This window comes from Bacillus sp. SG-1, from assembly GCF_000181495.1.
Lineage (GTDB): Bacteria > Bacillota > Bacilli > Bacillales > Bacillaceae_B > Rossellomorea.
In genome coordinates this window covers 1-17,617 of record NZ_ABCF01000035.1, presented here as the reverse complement: position 1 = coordinate 17,617, position 17,617 = coordinate 1, and the positions used below count along the sequence as shown (strand labels likewise).

Annotated in this window: 16 protein-coding genes and 1 riboswitch; of the genes, 8 read left to right on the top strand and 8 right to left on the bottom strand. The window is 43.8% G+C overall.

The genetic code is table 11. The features are described from left to right. Nucleotides 1–49 precede the first annotated feature (49 nt). Together BSG1_RS13190 and BSG1_RS13185 are read right to left on the bottom strand one after the other, a co-directional pair. Nucleotides 50–517 (bottom strand): acyl-CoA thioesterase, encoded by a 468-nt coding sequence (locus BSG1_RS13190; RefSeq protein ID WP_006837572.1) that lies wholly within the window; start codon nucleotides 515–517, stop codon nucleotides 50–52. Between the two features lie 163 nt (nucleotides 518–680). Further along, a riboswitch (cobalamin riboswitch) is annotated at nucleotides 681–868 on the bottom strand. A gap of 307 nt (nucleotides 869–1,175) precedes the next feature. Beyond that, the gene (locus BSG1_RS13185; RefSeq protein ID WP_006837570.1) at nucleotides 1,176–1,709 is read right to left on the bottom strand and encodes a helix-turn-helix domain-containing protein; all 534 of its coding nucleotides are present in this window, start codon (nucleotides 1,707–1,709) and stop codon (nucleotides 1,176–1,178) included. Between the two features lie 155 nt (nucleotides 1,710–1,864). On the opposite strand from BSG1_RS13185, the gene BSG1_RS19880 reads away from it, so the two are divergent. Continuing rightward, nucleotides 1,865–2,920, top strand: coding sequence for an ATP-binding protein (locus BSG1_RS19880; protein WP_006837569.1), 1,056 nt, complete (start codon nucleotides 1,865–1,867; stop codon nucleotides 2,918–2,920). Between the two features lie 71 nt (nucleotides 2,921–2,991). Here the strand turns inward: BSG1_RS19880 and BSG1_RS13175 are convergent, their stop codons facing one another. Next, nucleotides 2,992–3,948: a calcium/sodium antiporter gene (locus BSG1_RS13175; RefSeq protein ID WP_006837568.1), complete on the bottom strand. Its 957-nt coding sequence runs from the start codon at nucleotides 3,946–3,948 to the stop codon at nucleotides 2,992–2,994. A gap of 1,279 nt (nucleotides 3,949–5,227) precedes the next feature. Between BSG1_RS13175 and BSG1_RS13170 the strand changes: the two genes are divergently transcribed. The 4 genes from BSG1_RS13170 to BSG1_RS13160 all read left to right on the top strand — a co-directional run bounded on the left by BSG1_RS13170 (nucleotide 5,228) and on the right by BSG1_RS13160 (nucleotide 8,070). Next, the gene (locus tag BSG1_RS13170) at nucleotides 5,228–5,671 is read left to right on the top strand and encodes a S1 domain-containing RNA-binding protein (RefSeq protein ID WP_006837567.1); all 444 of its coding nucleotides are present in this window, start codon (nucleotides 5,228–5,230) and stop codon (nucleotides 5,669–5,671) included. A gap of 129 nt (nucleotides 5,672–5,800) precedes the next feature. Continuing rightward, on the top strand, nucleotides 5,801–5,968 hold the full coding sequence (locus tag BSG1_RS21135) for a hypothetical protein (protein ID WP_006837566.1): 168 nt from the start codon (nucleotides 5,801–5,803) through the stop codon (nucleotides 5,966–5,968). Nucleotides 5,969–6,156: 188 nt separating this feature from the next. After that, entirely contained in the window at nucleotides 6,157–7,266 is a 1,110-nt protein-coding gene (locus tag BSG1_RS13165) for an aminopeptidase (RefSeq protein ID WP_006837565.1), read from the top strand. 252 nt (nucleotides 7,267–7,518) lie between these two features. Further along, nucleotides 7,519–8,070: a flavodoxin family protein gene (locus tag BSG1_RS13160; protein WP_044022885.1), complete on the top strand. Its 552-nt coding sequence runs from the start codon at nucleotides 7,519–7,521 to the stop codon at nucleotides 8,068–8,070. A gap of 73 nt (nucleotides 8,071–8,143) precedes the next feature. Here the strand turns inward: BSG1_RS13160 and BSG1_RS20915 are convergent, their stop codons facing one another. Then, the gene (locus tag BSG1_RS20915) at nucleotides 8,144–8,284 is read right to left on the bottom strand and encodes a hypothetical protein (RefSeq protein ID WP_156791485.1); all 141 of its coding nucleotides are present in this window, start codon (nucleotides 8,282–8,284) and stop codon (nucleotides 8,144–8,146) included. Between the two features lie 246 nt (nucleotides 8,285–8,530). Here BSG1_RS20915 and BSG1_RS13155 point away from each other — a divergent pair, with 246 nt between their 5' ends. Then, nucleotides 8,531–9,112, top strand: coding sequence for a YhcN/YlaJ family sporulation lipoprotein (locus BSG1_RS13155; RefSeq protein ID WP_044022884.1), 582 nt, complete (start codon nucleotides 8,531–8,533; stop codon nucleotides 9,110–9,112). A gap of 49 nt (nucleotides 9,113–9,161) precedes the next feature. Here the strand turns inward: BSG1_RS13155 and ypfJ are convergent, their stop codons facing one another. Then, nucleotides 9,162–10,007, bottom strand: a complete 846-nt coding sequence (gene ypfJ, locus BSG1_RS13150; RefSeq protein WP_006837561.1) for a KPN_02809 family neutral zinc metallopeptidase — start codon at nucleotides 10,005–10,007, stop codon at nucleotides 9,162–9,164. 255 nt (nucleotides 10,008–10,262) lie between these two features. On the opposite strand from ypfJ, the gene BSG1_RS13145 reads away from it, so the two are divergent. Together BSG1_RS13145 and BSG1_RS13140 are read left to right on the top strand one after the other, a co-directional pair. Then, nucleotides 10,263–13,484 carry a M36 family metallopeptidase gene (locus BSG1_RS13145; RefSeq protein WP_156791484.1) on the top strand — a complete coding sequence of 1,074 codons (3,222 nt, stop codon included), beginning with the start codon at nucleotides 10,263–10,265 and terminating at the stop codon, nucleotides 13,482–13,484. A gap of 139 nt (nucleotides 13,485–13,623) precedes the next feature. Beyond that, nucleotides 13,624–15,087 carry an amidase gene (locus BSG1_RS13140; RefSeq protein WP_006837559.1) on the top strand — a complete coding sequence of 488 codons (1,464 nt, stop codon included), beginning with the start codon at nucleotides 13,624–13,626 and terminating at the stop codon, nucleotides 15,085–15,087. 163 nt (nucleotides 15,088–15,250) lie between these two features. On the opposite strand, the gene BSG1_RS21795 is transcribed toward BSG1_RS13140, so the two are convergent. The 3 genes from BSG1_RS21795 to BSG1_RS13130 all read right to left on the bottom strand — a co-directional run. Then, entirely contained in the window at nucleotides 15,251–15,520 is a 270-nt protein-coding gene (locus BSG1_RS21795; RefSeq protein ID WP_442852160.1) for a CBO0543 family protein, read from the bottom strand. Between the two features lie 12 nt (nucleotides 15,521–15,532). Further along, a complete protein-coding gene (locus BSG1_RS19875; RefSeq protein WP_006837557.1) occupies nucleotides 15,533–15,793 on the bottom strand; it encodes a hypothetical protein in 261 nt (86 codons plus the stop codon). A gap of 201 nt (nucleotides 15,794–15,994) precedes the next feature. Then, the coding region (locus tag BSG1_RS13130; protein WP_006837556.1) for an ABC transporter ATP-binding protein at nucleotides 15,995–17,617 on the bottom strand (1,623 nt) is incomplete at its 5' end.

Here is a 17,617-nt window from a genome sequence, read left to right as displayed (position 1 = left end):
CTGTTTTTAGAATTTATATCAAATAGCAACAAAGTTTACGAAAAGAGTCTTATTGATTCCTCATTTCAAGCCTTCGCTGTTTACGCTGTTGAGCCGTCTGCAGCAATCTTTTCTCGTCCTCCGTTTGGGGAATCACGGCTGGCACAGGTGTCGGACGGCCCTCATCGTCCTTTGCAACCATGGACAGGATGGAAGTGGTCGTAAGAGTCCTTTCCCCTGTGGTCAGATCCTCGCTTTCCACCTTCACAAATACTTCCATCGAGGTCCTTCCCGTCGATATCACGCAGGCTTCAAGAGTCAGAATGTCCCCAACTTCCGCAGAAGACATGAAATTGACTGTGTCAATGGATGCCGTCACGACGACTTTCCTGCTGTGCTTCATCGCCGCAATGGCCGCTATCTCATCAATATATGACAAGACAGTGCCTCCAAAGATGGTCCCCATGTGATTGGTGTCCGGCGGCAGAACCAGCCGGGTTACAATGGTTCTTGATACATCGGAAGATAATGCTTCCATTTTTCATAGCTCCTTTACCAGATGAAGTTTCTTCCAATCTGAAAAATGGGAATAAAAAAACCCATCACTAAGGATGGGTTCATCAAACGTTGATATATTAATAGACAATACGTGTCGGCCTACCAATGTATCCTCGTTCCACCTTCCCATTTCCCGAAGAAGATAAGACGCTATAAATATGGCAGGTCTCCTGACTTGTGCTTCTTCCTACTTTAAGCCCTTCCCGCCTCTATATTCAGAGGCAGTGGTCAACGCTTATTTCGTCAGCACTTACAGTTGCGGGGGACAGTTCTGGACTTTCACCAGATTCCCTATTTTGTCTATATAGACACCATATTTACCGGCATTGCACAATATGTAGTTGTTCCTCTTTCAAAAGACACATAATATTGTGTTCTCTTACTAGATGATAAATGAAATGCGGGGAGAAAACAATAGATTTGATTTATAAATTTTTTTTCGGAATAGTAAGAGTGTTCCAGATGCAGCGCCTCCGGATGACGATGATTTTTCTTGAAGGAGGAACTAAATCTTCATGGTAACATCAGAAAAGAAAATAAGAGGGATAACGCGGAGTTTGGGACGAACCTCATTCCTGATTGCCTGCAGCCAGCTTCCCTCTCTTCTAATGAGGAGGGAAATCTGCTTTACTGGAAGTTTAGATACTTTCATCCATTTGCGTAGAAGAGGTCGCCACTCCAATAATTAGGTTTTCTTCGTTCAATAGCGGCTGTGCAAAAACATCATAATATATTGAACCGTCGGATAAAGGAAAGCATATCTTCCTTCGGATAGGCGCCTTCTGGTTCAACACATCCTGTTTCAACAGTTCCATAGCACGTGTACCCTCATTATCATCAATTTCCGTGTCGGTTTTTCCGATCACTCCGCACGGGTCAAAGTCAAAATGGGGATTATATATCCAAGTATATTTAAGCCTGCTGTCGCAATGAGCTAAAATCATAGGGGAATTATTCAGGGAAAACAGGAAAGGATTTTCATCCATTGAAAACGCAGAGAAATGAAATTCCAGGATGTTGGCTATCTTTTTGGCAACATCATCACTGGGCTTGCGTTCCCCTTTTTCAATTTGCGCATAGTACGAACGATCGATAAATGCTTTATCTGCAATTTGCTGCTGTGTAAATTTCCTTTCTTTTCGTAGCGTAATCAACCACGTCCGTTTTGTCATTTTTCAACAACCTTTCAAACTTTAGAAAAAGTGGCTGTTTAGCCACATTTTTTATTATCTCATACACAGAGCTTCACATAATGTGGCTTCTTTGCCACTTCTCTTAATCATACCCTTCCCTCATCACATGGTAAAATATAGGCGGAGGAGATTTGATGACCAACCACAGTGAGTTTTCCCGATTAATTGATAATTGTCTTGAGGCAAAAATCATTTTGCGTTCAGGAACTATTTTATATGCCAACCAGAGTTTCATTGATCTCCTGGGCTTTCATACTCTTGATGAAATTCTTGGCGAAGACCTTTTTACCTTCATTCATCCTTCCTGCCATAATGATGGCTTGCGCCGGCGTTCAAAGGTAATGAATGGGGAAGTCGTCCCTTTTCAGGAGCAGAAAATAATAGATGCACACGGCCGGATAATAGAGACAGAGGTCATGGCAGCTCCCTTCATTCATACCGGTGGTGAAATCCTTGTACAGGCCCTCATCCGGGATTTGTCCGTTATCAAGAAACACGAAGAAATGCTAAGACAATCCGAAAAGCTTGCACTCATTGGAGAACTGTCTTCAGGCATGGTCCATGAAATCCGCAATCCTTTAACAGCGATGAAGGGATTCCTCCAGCTGATGAAAAGCCATCCAAAACCTGAATACATTGATATTGTTCTGCAGGAGTTGGGGCAGATAGAAGAGATTGCAAATGAGTTACTTCATTTCTCAAAGCCTGCTGAACATCCCTTGACCAGACAAAACATTCTGGATATCGTCCGGGAAGTCATCCATTTTTCTAGTGTAGAATTATTCAAACGACATATCAAGGTCGATTTCATCCTTGAAGATGAACGTGATATAGAAATAATCGGGTGCAAAACACAGCTTAAACAGGTCCTTCTGAATATCATTAAGAATAGCATTGATGCCATAACAACTGATGGAAGAATCAAAGTGCAAATTAGCAAAGATGATAAGAATGTCTATATCTATATCTGCGACAATGGCGTCGGTATACCTAAACATCATCTGAACAGAGTCGGAAATTCCTACTTCACGAGCAAAGAGGAGGGGACCGGGCTGGGAATGATGGTTTCATTCAATATCATCAAGAACCACAATGGATCAATTAAGTTTGAGAGTGAAGAAAACCAAGGAACATCCTTTACTATCACATTGCCTTTGGCAAATAAAGTTGCCCTCGCCTTCTCACCCTAAGGGGGAAGGCATACCCTTTCTTTATGCCTTTTACCTCTTTGGCTTTAGCTGTATATGCCCCCCTGCCATAACTAGTTCCGAAGAATAATAAAAACTGCATATAAGATATAAGCAACAATCAGAAAGATCCCTTCGTATTTGCCCACTCTGAAGTTGGTTCTTGAAAAGATGAGAAGAATTCCCGTAAGAATAATCATCAGCAGGGCATCGAAGAATATTTTATCGTCAACCGCCAACGGAGATATCACTGATGCAGTACCGAGGACAAATAAAATATTGAAAATATTACTTCCTACAATATTCCCGATTGCTATTTCCCCTTGTTTTTTGACAGCCGCGGTGACTGAAGTTATCAACTCCGGCAGAGATGTTCCGACTGCAACAATCGTCAATCCGACCAGCGTTTCACTCATCCCGAATGAAAGAGCAATCTCCGTCGCATTATCGACGACAATGTCCCCGCCAAAAATAATGGCTGCAAGACCGCCGACTGTTAATAAAATATTTTTCCCCCACGATATGGATTCAGGAGTGGTACCTTCATCATTAAGCTTCTCCCTGCTTTTCTTTGCCACCTCAAAGATATAGTAGAGAAACACAGCAAAAAATAGAAGCAGGATGAAACCATCACCTCTCGTAATAAAGTTTTCACTTAGGAGCTGTAAACCTGTATCACTGATTAGGATGACTAAAGCGATGCTCGCCAATAAAGTAAAAGGGATTTCTTTCCGGATCGTTTCACTTTCCACTTTTAAAGGATTCAAAACAGCTGTCAGACCCACCACAAGTGTAATATTGAAAATATTACTTCCTACAACATTCCCGATTGCCACTCCCGCGCTTCCTTCTAAAGCAGCGGCGATACTCACGGTCGCTTCAGGCGAACTCGTTCCAAACGCCACTATCGTCAAACCGATCAGTAAAGGCGATACTTTAAGTGCCTGGGCAATCTTTGAAGATCCTTCCACAAAAAAATCGGCCCCCTTTATCAGAAGCAAAAATCCAATGATCAACAGGACATAAACCATTCACATTCTCCTTTCCTATAACATGTCTATCATTAGTTTAACCTAACAATGACGCTAAAAACTTGTAAGTTATCGTAACCAATTAGGAAAGAGTAAAGAACCTGAATATATGTAACCCGTTCGGTTGAGCGGAGTTTTTGGAGGTGGAATCAACGTACTATTTAGCACCATCTTCTTGTTGTTGATAGGACAAGCTCCAAAATTGGAATTGAGTGTTTTTACATGCAAGCAGTAATGATGAATTTATTCACGGAAGCGAAAAGGGGTATTAATTATATTGGTGTTGATGAACATGATCTTAGTAGTAATGATTTCCGCTCCAGGCGTGCGACTCCGCGGGGCGTGCGGTGAGCCTCCTCAGCTTTCGCCTGCGGGGTCTCACCTGTCACGCTAATCCCGCAGGAGGTCGCAAGCCTTCCGCTCCAATCATAGAAGTGGTAAAAAGATTAAACACCACAATCTTTTAGTACAGTCTACGCAAAAGACAAAAATAGGACTATTCAATTAGGATGATCCTGTGATATTCCATTGACTTCTCTATTATTTATTTATTCAATTCCTGCCAGTATGCAAAAAATCAATAAAAAGGCAGGCACTATATATGTGAATAATTCAATACCATTAGCGACAAAATGATTGGCTGCCAATCCAAACCCAATGATAGCGAGTATATAGTTTACCTTATTTAAAAGCTCCACATTTATCCCCCGTTAATTTTTTGAAAACATTACGCCTATACTTGAATATAGCGTCAACTTGTTCAGCAAACTTCACTATAATGGAATAGGGGGAATAATATGTCTACTCTTTAGTGTGGTATCATCCAAGAGCTTGGCTAATTTATGGACATATGACATTTTTGCGCTTCTCGTGTTCATTTCTGTACCTCTTCAATAAAATTTTTCTCTTTTTTTAGTTCCATACCACACTTAAAAATCCCTTCTTCAAGGGGGAGTATGGAGAGACGAGCAATGGATTGCCGGTTGTCATCAGGGTGTTAAATACTGAAAAACACTCAGGAATATTCGTGAGTTTCCTCCTGCCATCCCCTCAGGTATCAGGCATCCAGCTGAAGACGAGCCGGAAGCATAGGGTCCGACGGTTAAATTCGGTGTAAACTGGCTAAAATTATTTCAAATGGACTTTGACGGCAAGCTGGCGCATATTCCATAATCAGTCCACGATAAGGTGGAATAGAAAGCCATGAATCACCATTAGATATTCTGAGGAATATTTGTTATAATAAAGCGTTGTTACAATTATTAAGGGGGAACTTTTTTTGGCAATCGAAATAGGCAGCAAGGTTAAAGGTAAAGTTACTGGTATCACTAATTTCGGGGCATTCGTGGAATTACCCGAAGGCTCAACCGGTCTCGTGCATATCAGTGAGGTGGCGGACAGCTACGTTAAAGATGTTAACGACCATCTTAAAGTAGGCGATGAAGTTGAGGTAAAGGTAATTAGTGAGAATGCGGGCAAAATTGCCTTGTCAATCAAAAAAGCCGTAGATAAACCAGAAGGGTCTTCTTACACGAAACGTCCTCCACGCCAAGGAAGAGACAGCAGACCAAACAAGGATTTCCGTTCTAAAGGAAACTTCAAGCCTAAGGAAACGTTTGAAGATAAAATGGCTAAGTTCATGAAATCCAGTGAAGAAAACCTATCATCTCTGAAACGCAACACTGAAGGTAAGCGCGGCGGCCGAGGCGGAAGACGCGGTTAATCCTATAGATGCATCATGAAGTGAAAAGCGGCAGGCATTTTTAGCTTGCCTTCTTTAATTCTCTTCTTTAATTCTATATTCCTCAATCCAGTGGTCATAATAAATATAAATTCCAGAAAGGGTGAGAATATGGGAAAGTGTCTATTTAGCGTCGGTGAAGAAGTCAGCATCAAATCATCTGATGAGGCTGTAACGATCATCAAATCACAATACGTGAAAAACATGAAAAGATACTCTTACATTGTTAAAGAATATCCAACTACATTCTTCTTTGAAGAAGAATTAAAGAAAAAGTAGAACATCCTGACATCCATCAGGGTGTTTTTTTTTTGCAGAAAATACTAACAATAATCGTGAAGAGTCAGCCTGCTCCTGATAAGGAATGTGCTAGAATGAATGAGTATCCCGCATATATTTGATATATCAATTCGCCCGCCTCAAGCCAGGTGGTCACTGTCATTATTCTTATAAGGGGGTTAGTAAAAATGGACTCAAGAATACATACACTCGCAAAAACCGTTGTCCAGTACTCATTGAATGTCCAAAAAGGGGACAAAGTGCTGATTGAAGCGTTGGATGTACATAATTACGATTATATCGCTCCATTTATGGATGCTGTTTTTCAAGCCGGAGGACAAGTATTTGTTGAACAGACCGATTATCGAATCAATCGGAAAATGATGCTCTCCGGTACTAAAGAGCAGTTTGAATCTGACGCAAAACTGAAATTGGCTCAAATGAAAGAAATGGATGCCGTGATTGCCATATTGGGCGAAAATAATATATCGGAGTTTGCTGATATTCCTTCTGATAAAAGAAACATTTACCGCAAGGCCTATAAACCGGTCAGTGATGAACAGCTGAAAAAGAAATGGATTCTGTTCAATGTACCGACCAAAGCTTACGCCCAACTGGCAGAAATGAGTACGGAAGCCTACACAGACTTTCTATACGAAACGTGCACAATGGATTACAGCAAAATGTCAAAAGCCATGGATCCACTCGTTACGCTGATGGATAGAACAGAAAAAGTCCGTATCCTGGCACAGGGCACTGATCTTTCCTTCTCCATTAAAGACATGCCAGCCATTAAATGTGATGGCAAGCTGAACCTTCCGGACGGTGAAGTCTTCACTGCCCCAGTCAAGAATTCGGTAAATGGCAGAATCACCTTCAACACGAAATCCATCTATGGAGGCCAAACGTTTAACAATATACAGCTTACGTTTGAAAATGGAAAAGTCACCAATTGCCAGAGTGACAATAACCAAAAGCTGAACGACCTGCTTGATTCAGACGAAGGAGCCCGCTACATCGGCGAATTCGCCATTGGCGTCAATCCTTATATCAACCACATCATGAACGATATAGGCTTCGATGAAAAAATCAACGGAAGCCTCCACCTCGCTTTGGGTGAGGCCTATGAAGTCGCCGATAATGGAAACAAATCCTCCATCCATTGGGATATCGTCTTAATGCTGAAACCTGAATTCGGCGGAGGGGAAATTTACTTTGATGACATCTTGATCAGTAAAGATGGGAAGTTTGTAGCGGAATCGTTGATTGGATTGAATCCTGAGAATTTGATGGGGTAGGGATGGCTGGATTCTAGCCGTCTTTTTTTGTACCTGTGTTCTTTTCTGGTTTATCGTCCTTTACATGCTCTCTATAGGGCTTTAATTCTCCTTATTAAATCTTACCGTCCTTAAGAGGCCCTCTTGTCGACTTTTACAACCAGAGAATCCAAGAACCCCAAGATTTTATGGTATTTTCGAACTGTAAACGGAACAAGTGGAAACAGATTAGGCTTTTTGAAATATACTACATATGAAGAGGAGTGTATGCTGATGAAGATTTTAGCTTTGCTGGGGAGTACAAGGAAGAACGGAAACTCGGAGTATCTGGCAAACAAAATTCTTGAAGGAACGGATCATACAATCGTCACTTTAGCGGATAAACATATTGAGCCGATTACGGATATGAGGCACACGGAAGAAGGGTTTTCGCCGGTAGATGATGACTATGAGGACCTCGTCCGCCTTATGCTGGAGCATGATGTCCTATTGTTTGCCACCCCCCTTTATTGGTATGGCATGAGCGGCCCGATGAAGAATTTCTTTGATCGCTGGTCCCAGTATTTGCGCGATGAACGTTTCAACCTCAAGGAAGAGCTCACAAAGAAAAAAGCCTATGTCGTCATTACAGGCGGCAGCAGCGCAAATATCAAAGGACTGCCGCTTGTACAGCAGTTCAATTATATTTTTGAATTTGTTAACATGGAATTCACGGACTACATGATCGGTGCGGGTGTAAGACCTGGAGAGATAATGAATGACCTCCCATCCCTGAGAAAAGCGGAACGGTGGAATAAACAATTCAGAGACGCAAATCCTTTATAGGATAGCGTCTCTTTTTTATTCATACCATTATCAAAAAAGCGCACATCCGGCATCGGATCTGCGCCTCCTGTGATCATCCGCCAAACCAGCTCTGGGCTTTGGCTCTTTCCTCTTCTTGTATGACGTTCTCGCTTTCATCAAACCTCTTTCTCGGTCTCAGTAAATTAGCTATGACCGAGAAGAATAATATCAATCCAAAAGTCCACCACAACATTGACAGTCCTCCTTTTCCATGTGACTTCATCACGACAGAACTTCAGCTTCAACTGTTGTCTTACTTATATTTTACCATAAATTAGCTATTTTATCTGTAAATTCAAAAAAATCCGCATTGCCATGGAATGTGGGCGCTCTTTTAGCAATTCAGCATATTGGTTTGAGATTTCCCTTCCCATGCATAGTTTTTTCAGGTCTGCAAAATATATCCTTGAATACTAAATTTGATTAGGAGGCGTAAATCATGAAGAGTTTTAAACTAATGTGCACTGTGTTGACCGGTCTGGCTTTGCTGACAGGCTGCGGTATGGCGAATGGCGGCAACGGAGCTGACGATAATAACCTTCAGACTCAAAATGTCGGGTACAATAATAATGGCGAGAACGACCTTAATGGAAATGAGAACGACATTGGCGATAACGGACTTTTCGGAGATAACGAAAATGACGGCGATAACGGATTGTTCAATGATGATGGGAATAACGGTCAACAAAGAATGGAAGTTGCCGATCAAGCTGCGAACAAGGTCAAGGGATTGAAGGAAGTACAGGAGGCAAATGTCATCGTAACAGACAACAATGCATTCGTAGCTGTTATGCTGAAGGATAACGCAGAAGGCGAAGTTACAAAACAAATTGAAAAAAAGATTTCCAATGCGGTAAAAGAGGCTGATCAGGATATCGAAAACGTTTATGTTTCCTCCAACCCTGATTTTGTGGATAGAATGAGGAACTATGGAAACGACATTCAAGATGGAGATCCTGTTGAAGGTTTGTTTGAAGAGTTCAGTGAGATGACAAGAAGAGTATTTCCGAACGCACGTTAATCACTTTTACATCCCGCATGAGAAGGTTCATGCGGGATGTATATTTTCTTTAAAGATTTACAGCTTCAAACGTATCTCCTCCTTCAATTGTTCCATTTTGGAAACCTCTGTAGAACCAGTTTTTTCGCTGCTCTGAGGTTCCATGCGTGAAGCTTTCCGGAACGGCATAGCCTCTGGCTCTTTTTTGTATAGTATCGTCCCCTACAGCACTCGCCGCAGTCAGGGCTTCGTTAAGGTCTCCTTCTTCAAGCAAGTCCATCCCTTGGGCGTGGTGAGCCCACACCCCTGCGTAATAATCAGCCTGCAGTTCAAATCGGACAAGATATTTATTGAATTCTGTTTCACTCAGTTGATTGCGGAGGGGCATGATTTCGTCACTGGTACCAAGCAGTGTCTGCACATGGTGTCCGACTTCATGGGCAATCACATAAGCCATGGCAAAGTCACCCGGCGCCTGGAATTTTTGCTGAAGTTCCCCATAAAAACTTAAATCGATATAGAGCTTCTGATCACCAGGGCAGTAAAACGGTCCTACTGCAGCGCTGGATGTTCCGCATGCCGATTGAACGCTGCCTGTATAGAGAACAAGCGTCGGCTCTTTGTATGTCATTCCATTCTCTTCAAAAATTTCCGTCCACACTTCCTCTGTATCTGCCAGAACGACTGAAACAAAATCAGCGAGTTCTTCTTCCTGTTCCGTTGCCTGGTACGGCTGGCTTGTTTGTGTGCTTGTCCCGCCGAAGTTGTTTAACAGTGTCCCCGGATCGCCTCCAAGGAGGGTGAACAGGAGAACCAGAACAATCCCTCCGATTCCTCCCCCTGCTGCGATGGATTTTCCGCGCATTCCACGGCGGTCTTCTACATTAGAACTTGCTCGTCTTCCTTTCCACTTCATATTATGTCCTCCAGTTATAGATTGGTTATTTTCTGTATACCCAGATTATTCATTTTGAAAATGGAAGTTGGAAACCGCTTTTTACCCACTCTACAACTTTAGTAGTAACCACCCTAAGCCTTACAGGTAATTTTAGTAAGCACTTTTAAGTAACTTGGCTGCATTCTATAGCTTCTTCCTTTGTTGCACTGTAATCTATATATGTTATGTTGCAGAATTTTCAGTTATTTTTTCATCTGAATAAGGAGGATGTTCATGCGCTCGAAAAAACAATGGTTTTCAATTTTAGGCACGGCAGTATTAGCCGGTTCCCTCTTTTCCCCTTTAAATGCAGGGGCCACCAAATCCCCTGGACCTATTGAATCAGCAAACTTCCTGGACCATCATACAGCTGAGAAACTATACGATGTCAGAAATGTCTTGAGTAAAGTGATGCCGACCCAGCAGCAATTAAAAGCTGCCGACCAGCTTATTGCCAAAACCGGTCCCGGCGTCAAGATACAATGGAACTCAACCTTTGGTACTCCTTCCATGATTGTAAAAGATGGAGGTTATTTATCCGGAACTTCTACTAAAGATGCAGAAACCACTGCCAGGGATTGGCTTAAATCCAATTCGACTTTATTTGGACTGACCGAGGCAGAAGTAGATACACTCAAAGTCATCCGTAATTACAAGATGCCGGGGACAGGATTACAGCCTGTTACTTTCCAGCAGACGTTCGATGGGATTGAATCCGTATATGGCGGCCGTGTAATCGTCGCGGTAAATAAAGAAGGCAAGATTCTCTCTGTCACCGGAAACGTAAGCCCTTCAAAGAACCTTGCAGAGTCTTTCACCCTTGCTGAAAGCGATGCTCTCCAAAGAGTCCTAGAGCTTGAAGCACCTTCCATTAATCTGGTGCCAAAATTATTGAGAACAAAAAATGGCTGGCAAGAATTTGACGGGGGTGATGTGCTTCCGACTGTGCAGAGGGTAAAGAAAGCTGCCTTCATCCGTAATGACGAAGTCCGTCCTGCTTACAGAGTGCTCTTCATTGAGGAGTTGGATGAAGGATATGAAGTCGTAATTGACGGAGTGACAGGAGAAAAGCTTTATCAACGATCACTTGTCAATCATATCATCGATTCTTCAGGAGAGATATTTGAGAATTATCCTGGTGCTCCCGCAGGCGGGAAACAGGTTGTAAAATCATTTAAAGGTGACCCTGCAGCCTCCCCTCTCGGATGGGTATCACCGACAACAAAAACAGGGGTCACTACATTAGGAAACAATGCCAATACTTATGCAAACTGGAGTAACTTCCTTGCTCCGATTGATCAGGTTGTACGACCTGTAAATGCTTTCGGCCAGTTCTATTATCCGTTCCTGAACTCATGGCAGAAATCGCAGGGAGCTACAACACCACCTTCTTATGCCGATGATGTCAACAGTGCGGCAGCGAACTTATTCTACCACCACAATTTATTCCATGATTATTTCTATAATCTTGGCTGGGTGGAAAGAGCCGGAAACTTGCAAACTTCCAATTTTGGCAAAGGCGGCGCTGAAGGCGATGCCATTCTGGGATTGGTCCAGGCCGGTGCCTTATCTGGAGGAGCCCCAACCTATACCGGACGCGATAATGCTTACATGCTGACACTTCCGGACGGCATCCCTGCCTGGAGCGGCATGTTCCTGTGGGAGCCGATACAGGGTGCTTTCCACGGGGAGTATGCAGACGGAGATTATGATGCCGGCATCATTTATCATGAATACTCCCATGCCCTGTCCAACAGATTGGTCGCCGGCGGGGAATCACTGGGCAGCCACCAGGCCGGCTCAATGGGTGAAGCCTGGGGAGACTGGTATGCCATGCATTATTTAATCAAGAATGGCCTGCAAGAGAAGCCAGTCGTTGGAGCCTATGTCACTGGGAACACAGAAAGAGGAATCCGCAGCTGGGCCCTTGATGATGCTCCTTTGAATTACGGAGATATCGGTTTCGATATTGTCGGCCCTGAAGTCCATTCTGACGGAGAAATCTGGTCAGCCATTCTTTGGGAGGTCCGCGAGACACTCATTAATGAAATAGGCAAAGAAAAAGGCGAAGAAGTCATCGAACAGCTTGTGATGGACGCTATGCCGATTTCCGCTCCGAACCCATCCATGGCAGAAATGAGGACTGCCATGATCACCGCTGACTTTGAGCGGTATGGCGGGCAGCATTCCAACACTTTATGGGCTGCGTTTGCGAGTCGTGGACTTGGTGTAGACGCCTATTCAGACGGTGGAAATGACACAGATCCAACTCCGGCTTTCAATCACCCGGACAGTGATCAAAATGGACTCCTTGCAGGAAGAATCATTAATTCAGCCACAAAGAAGCCAATCGAAAACGCACGGGTCATCATTGGGGAGTACGAAGCCAGAACAAGTGCAGCTGTGACTACCGGTCAAGCAGGAGTATTTGGACTGCCAATGGTTTCCGGTACTTATGACATCACCATTCAGGCCCAAGGGTATGGTTCACGCACATTTGAAAACATACAAGTTGAAGCCGGAAAGATAAAGCCTCTTCAATTCAAGATGGAACCAAATGCTGCGTCCATGTTCAACGGCGCCTCCGTTGTAAGTGTCTCAAGCGAGTCTGACAGCAACCCAGTGAAAATGGCCATTGATGATACAGAAGCCAGCGTATTTGCGTCTGCAGCTGAGGAAAATGGTTTTACAGGAGCTGAATTCACTGTCGATTTAGCCGGTGATAAACCAGTAAAAATTTCTCATATCCAAGTAAGTGCGTTCAAGGATATCTCGAAAGGAAGGTTCGCAACCTTGAAAGACTTTGAAATCCAGACTTCATTGGACGGCAGCAGCTGGACAACAGTGGCAGAAGATCAATTTGTCACACAAAAACCTCGTCCTGCCGCACCTGATTTACATTATAAACAGCTCGAGCTGGCAGAGCCGGTAAAGGCCAGTTTTGTAAAATTGGTGGCCAAATCCGCTCAGGATGAAAGCGCCGGCTATGTTCAAGTGGCAGAATTACAAGTATTCAGTGAGAAATCAAAGATTGAACCAGGAACTCTGGAACAAGAAGAACCGTTTGTCTTTGAAGGCAGTGTATTGGCTGGGAATGCTGCAACAGGTATCGGCAGTCTTGCCGGAGTTGCCGCCGCTACCGCTGTAACAGAAAATGAGTTTATCATGACTCAAAATCCTAACCCGGTATCCCAGGGAGCAGATGGGTATGTCGTTACTCTTCCTGAAGGATATGGCGATGGGATCCACACCTTCAACCTGACTGGTCCATCAGAAACGACCGAATATGACTACGATGTCTATTTCTATAACAAAAATTTTGAGATCATAGGTTCTGTCGCTACATCGGGTGCAGATGAAACCGGGATTGTCCCCGGCGGCACACGCTATGTATATGTCGGTCTGTACACAGGGGCAGACGTACCATTTAAATTGACCGTAAAAAGACCATATTGAGCACACACTTCCCTATCACATCTGTTAAGGTGTTGGTCGGGAAGTTTTTGTTTTTAAAGAATATTCAGCTAATCTAAGGGAATTTATCTTCAATTCATAGTATACTGAGAAGAAATGTACTAATGGAGGAATAACGCTAATGGAAAATCCGCAGCTGGAGCAACAAAAGAACGAGTGGTTGATAGAGGCGACCATAAGTGAGTTAAACGACAAACTACATACAGGTGAAATCACCTCGCACGACCTCGTGTTGATGTATTTAGGCCGAATCGCAGAGGTCGATCAATCCGGTCCTTCCATCAATTCTTTGATAGAAGTCAATCCGGATGCCCTGCATATCGCCGCATCCCTGGATTACGAAAGAAAGACCAAAGGCAGCCGTGGACCTCTTCACGGTATTCCTGTTGTGATCAAAGACAATATCGATACCGGCGATAACATGCATACGAGCGCAGGATCGCTTGCACTTGCAGAATCTTACGCAAAAGAAGATGCTTTTCTTGTGAAAAAACTCCGTGAAGCAGGTGCCATCATCCTTGGAAAAACCAACTTGACGGAATGGGCGAATTTTATGGCTGAAAAGATGCCGACCGGCTACAGTTCCAGAGGCGGCCAGGTCCTGAATCCATATGGAGCAGACTTCATGGTCGGCGGATCGAGCGCAGGTTCTGCAGCAGCCATCGCCGCCAACCTGGCAGTTGTTTCTGTCGGTACAGAAACATCCGGTTCCATCTTGAGTCCCGCAAGTCAAAACTCGCTTGTTGGAATCAAGCCGACTGTCGGATTGATCAGCCGGACAGGAGTCATCCCCATCTCCCACACCCAGGACACGGCAGGCCCAATGGCTCGAACAGTAACAGACGCAGCTGTTTTGCTTCAAGCATTGCAAGGTGTGGACAAAAAAGATGCCATCACAGCTTCCAATGAGTTGCTGGAAACCGACTATACCGGCCACCTGCTTGAAAGCGGGCTGCAAGGCAAAAGAATCGGAATTGCCCGCAGTACGTACTTTGACTACCTTGATGAATCCAAATTGGCGATTATGAATGCGGCTGTGGAAAAGCTTGCTGAATTAGGTGCAGAAGTCGTCGACTCGGTCGAAATCCCATCCACTGAAGCAGATTGGGATATCAATGTTTTACTCTACGAATTCAAGGCCGGCATCAATGCGTACTTAAAGACGGTTGACCCTTCCTTGGGCATTCGTAACCTCAGTGATATTATCCGTTTCAATACGGAAACTGGGGAACCTGCCTTGAAGTACGGGCAAAAGGTCATGGAGGAATCCGAGGAAACAAAGGGCTTGATCGATCCTCTTTACCTAAGGAGCCTGGAAAAAGATCAGTATCTTTCTAAGAAGAACGGAATTGATGCGGTCCTGAAAGAACATCAATTGGATGCCATTGTGTTTCCGAATAACTTCGGAGCAATGATCCCGGCCAAAGCAGGATACCCGTCCATCACCGTACCTGCAGGCTTCACACCTGAAGGCGAACCGGTCGGCATCACCTTCACCGGCGGAGCCTACAGCGAACCATCCCTGATCGAAGCTGCCTTTGCCTATGAGCAGGGAACGAAGCATCGCAAGCCTCCTGCAGAGTGACGGGCGCAACCCGATATATATCGAATCACATTAAAAAATCCTGCCAGGTCATGTGCCCGGCAGGATTTTTCTTCTTTTCGGGTCGTGCCAGGCACGACCCGGATTTTGTCGAGTAAGCAAGATAACTTAACCTCTTGCAAATTCCGTTTACTAAAGCTGTTATCTATTTGTCAATCCTAGAATAGAGAATTGACGCAATAACAAAGATAATAAATTGGATTGGGACAGAGTAATAATATTCCCAATGGATTTTCTTATAGAAGCCAATCGCTTCAAAGAGAGGTTCGCCTAGAAAAGAACTTCCTAATGAGTAAATGGCAGCTTTATAATATACACTCATTTGCGGCTTGTATTGAATTAAAAGCATGGCTATAACTGGCAAGATTGAGAAGTCCCATAAAAAATAGGCAGGAATAGTCGGTATCACTTCAATATGATAAACCCATTATCCTGCCTGAACACCTAAAAAATCAAGATAACTGGAAATTATGATAACAAAAAAACCTGAATACAAGTATTTATGCGTATTAATTTTCTCCTTGCAAAGAAACCATATTAACCAAGGCATGACAATAAGTAATAGTCCAATCCACCACGGCAATGTAAAAACAATATCGGATAACCAGAAAGTAAATAACTCTTGAGCTATCTCACTATATTGATTATGATAGTCAGCCATTTTTGATTTCACATAATCAGGAATCATTTTTTTCCTCCAATAATTCGGATAACCTGTCTACCTTAGAATCTGGTATAAGATAAATATTATACTTATATCCTCGAGGAACACTTGATTACGCTGACACGGAATAAATTGATGACAGAATAACACTCAGACTCTGGGGGTTTTTTCTTTACTGGAGATCTTCATGACTGAACCCGCTATCCATGGATAACGGGTTTATTTTTAATGCTGATGAGCATGCAGCTTGGCAAAGAGACCATTCTCCTGTGAAAGCAATTCTGCATGTGAACCGTCTTCAGCAATTCCTTCTTCGGTGATGACCATGATACGGTCCGCCTTTTTAATGGTTGCCAAACGGTGGGCGATGATCAGTGTCGTTCTGTCTTTGGAAAGGTCATTCAACGCTTCCTGGATGATTGCTTCTGTTTCCGTGTCGAGTGCAGAAGTAGCCTCATCCAAAATTAGAATAGAAGGATCTTTCAAAAACATACGGGCAATCGCAAGCCTTTGTTTTTGACCACCCGAGAGCTTAAGGCCTCTTTCACCGATTTGGGTATCATATCCATCAGGCAGAGAAGCAATAAGGTCAGTAAGATGTGCTTTCCTGACAGCCTCTTCAATATCCCCCTGTGAAGCTCCCAGTCTTCCATACGCAATATTTTCCCGCAGTGTCCCCGTAAACAAGAAGACATCCTGCTGTACGATTCCAATGTTTGCACGGAGAGACTCTTTTGTCATATCACGAATATCCATCCCGTCAATGGTGATCGCCCCTGCCTCCACATCATAAAAACGCGGAATCAACGAACAAATTGTAGTTTTACCTGCACCTGACGGACCGACGAAGGCCACAGTCGATCCAGCTTTGATGGAGAAGGACATATCGTTCAGGATCGTCCGATTATTTTCATAACCAAAGCTGACATTTGTAAAGCGGATATCCCCTCTTAAAGCAGGAGCTTCGATTGCATCCGGTTTGTTTTCAATATCCGGCTCTGCATCCATCAATTCAGAAAACCTTCTGAACCCGGCCATCCCTTTTGGATAGAGTTCAAGGAGCGCACTGATTTTATCGATTGGCTTGAAAAGGGCATTCAAATAAAGGATAAAGGCCACAAGCTCACCATAAGACAGCTCCCCTGTAAAGCTGAGCCATGCACCATATACCAGGATAACGAGTGTCATCACCCTGGTTGTAATGTAGATCCCCGACAGGTTCCAGCTCATCACCTTATAAGCCTGCAGCTTCGTTTTGCGGAAGAACAGATTATTTTTGTTGAAACGCTCTTTTTCATACTCTTCATTTGTAAAAGACTGAACAACACGGGCTCCCGAAACACTGTCCTCAACCCGGGCATTCACATCGGCAATATTGCCGTACATCTTCGTCCAGGCCGCATTCATTTTAATGTTGGAATAAGAAATCAGCCAAACCAGGAACGGAACGATTATGATGGCCACCAGCGCAAGCTTCACATTGATCGTCAACATGATCCAAAACGCCCCGATAAAGGTCATGATGGCAATGAAGAAATCCTCCGGCCCATGGTGGGCAAGCTCCCCGATATCCATCAAGTCATTGGTGATGCGGCTCATGATATGTCCTGTTTTCGTATTGTCAAAAAAACGGAAAGACTGCCGCTGAACATGATTGAACAATTCCCGGCGCATATCGGTCTCAATATTGATCCCTAACTTGTGCCCCCAGTAATTCACAACAAACTGCATACCCGAACTCATAACATAAAGGGTCAACAGCCCGGCACTCACCGCCGTAATGCGGCCCCAGTTCCCCTCCGGAAGCAGTTCATCAATGAACCAGGAAACCGCAAGCGGAAATCCAAG

Coding starts and splice junctions, on each gene's coding strand:
- BSG1_RS13145 (WP_156791484.1), top strand. CDS start 10,263: ATGCGCTCGAAAAAACAATGGTTTTCAATTTTAGGCACGGCAGTATTA.
- BSG1_RS21135 (WP_006837566.1), top strand. CDS start 5,801: ATGGGAAAGTGTCTATTTAGCGTCGGTGAAGAAGTCAGCATCAAATCA.
- ypfJ (WP_006837561.1), bottom strand. CDS start 10,007: ATGAAGTGGAAAGGAAGACGAGCAAGTTCTAATGTAGAAGACCGCCGT.
- BSG1_RS13185 (WP_006837570.1), bottom strand. CDS start 1,709: ATGACAAAACGGACGTGGTTGATTACGCTACGAAAAGAAAGGAAATTT.
- BSG1_RS13165 (WP_006837565.1), top strand. CDS start 6,157: ATGGACTCAAGAATACATACACTCGCAAAAACCGTTGTCCAGTACTCA.
- BSG1_RS19875 (WP_006837557.1), bottom strand. CDS start 15,793: ATGATTCCTGATTATGTGAAATCAAAAATGGCTGACTATCATAATCAA.
- BSG1_RS19880 (WP_006837569.1), top strand. CDS start 1,865: ATGACCAACCACAGTGAGTTTTCCCGATTAATTGATAATTGTCTTGAG.
- BSG1_RS13160 (WP_044022885.1), top strand. CDS start 7,519: ATGAAGATTTTAGCTTTGCTGGGGAGTACAAGGAAGAACGGAAACTCG.
- BSG1_RS13140 (WP_006837559.1), top strand. CDS start 13,624: ATGGAAAATCCGCAGCTGGAGCAACAAAAGAACGAGTGGTTGATAGAG.
- BSG1_RS13175 (WP_006837568.1), bottom strand. CDS start 3,948: ATGGTTTATGTCCTGTTGATCATTGGATTTTTGCTTCTGATAAAGGGG.
- BSG1_RS20915 (WP_156791485.1), bottom strand. CDS start 8,284: ATGTTGTGGTGGACTTTTGGATTGATATTATTCTTCTCGGTCATAGCT.
- BSG1_RS13155 (WP_044022884.1), top strand. CDS start 8,531: ATGAAGAGTTTTAAACTAATGTGCACTGTGTTGACCGGTCTGGCTTTG.
- BSG1_RS13190 (WP_006837572.1), bottom strand. CDS start 517: ATGGAAGCATTATCTTCCGATGTATCAAGAACCATTGTAACCCGGCTG.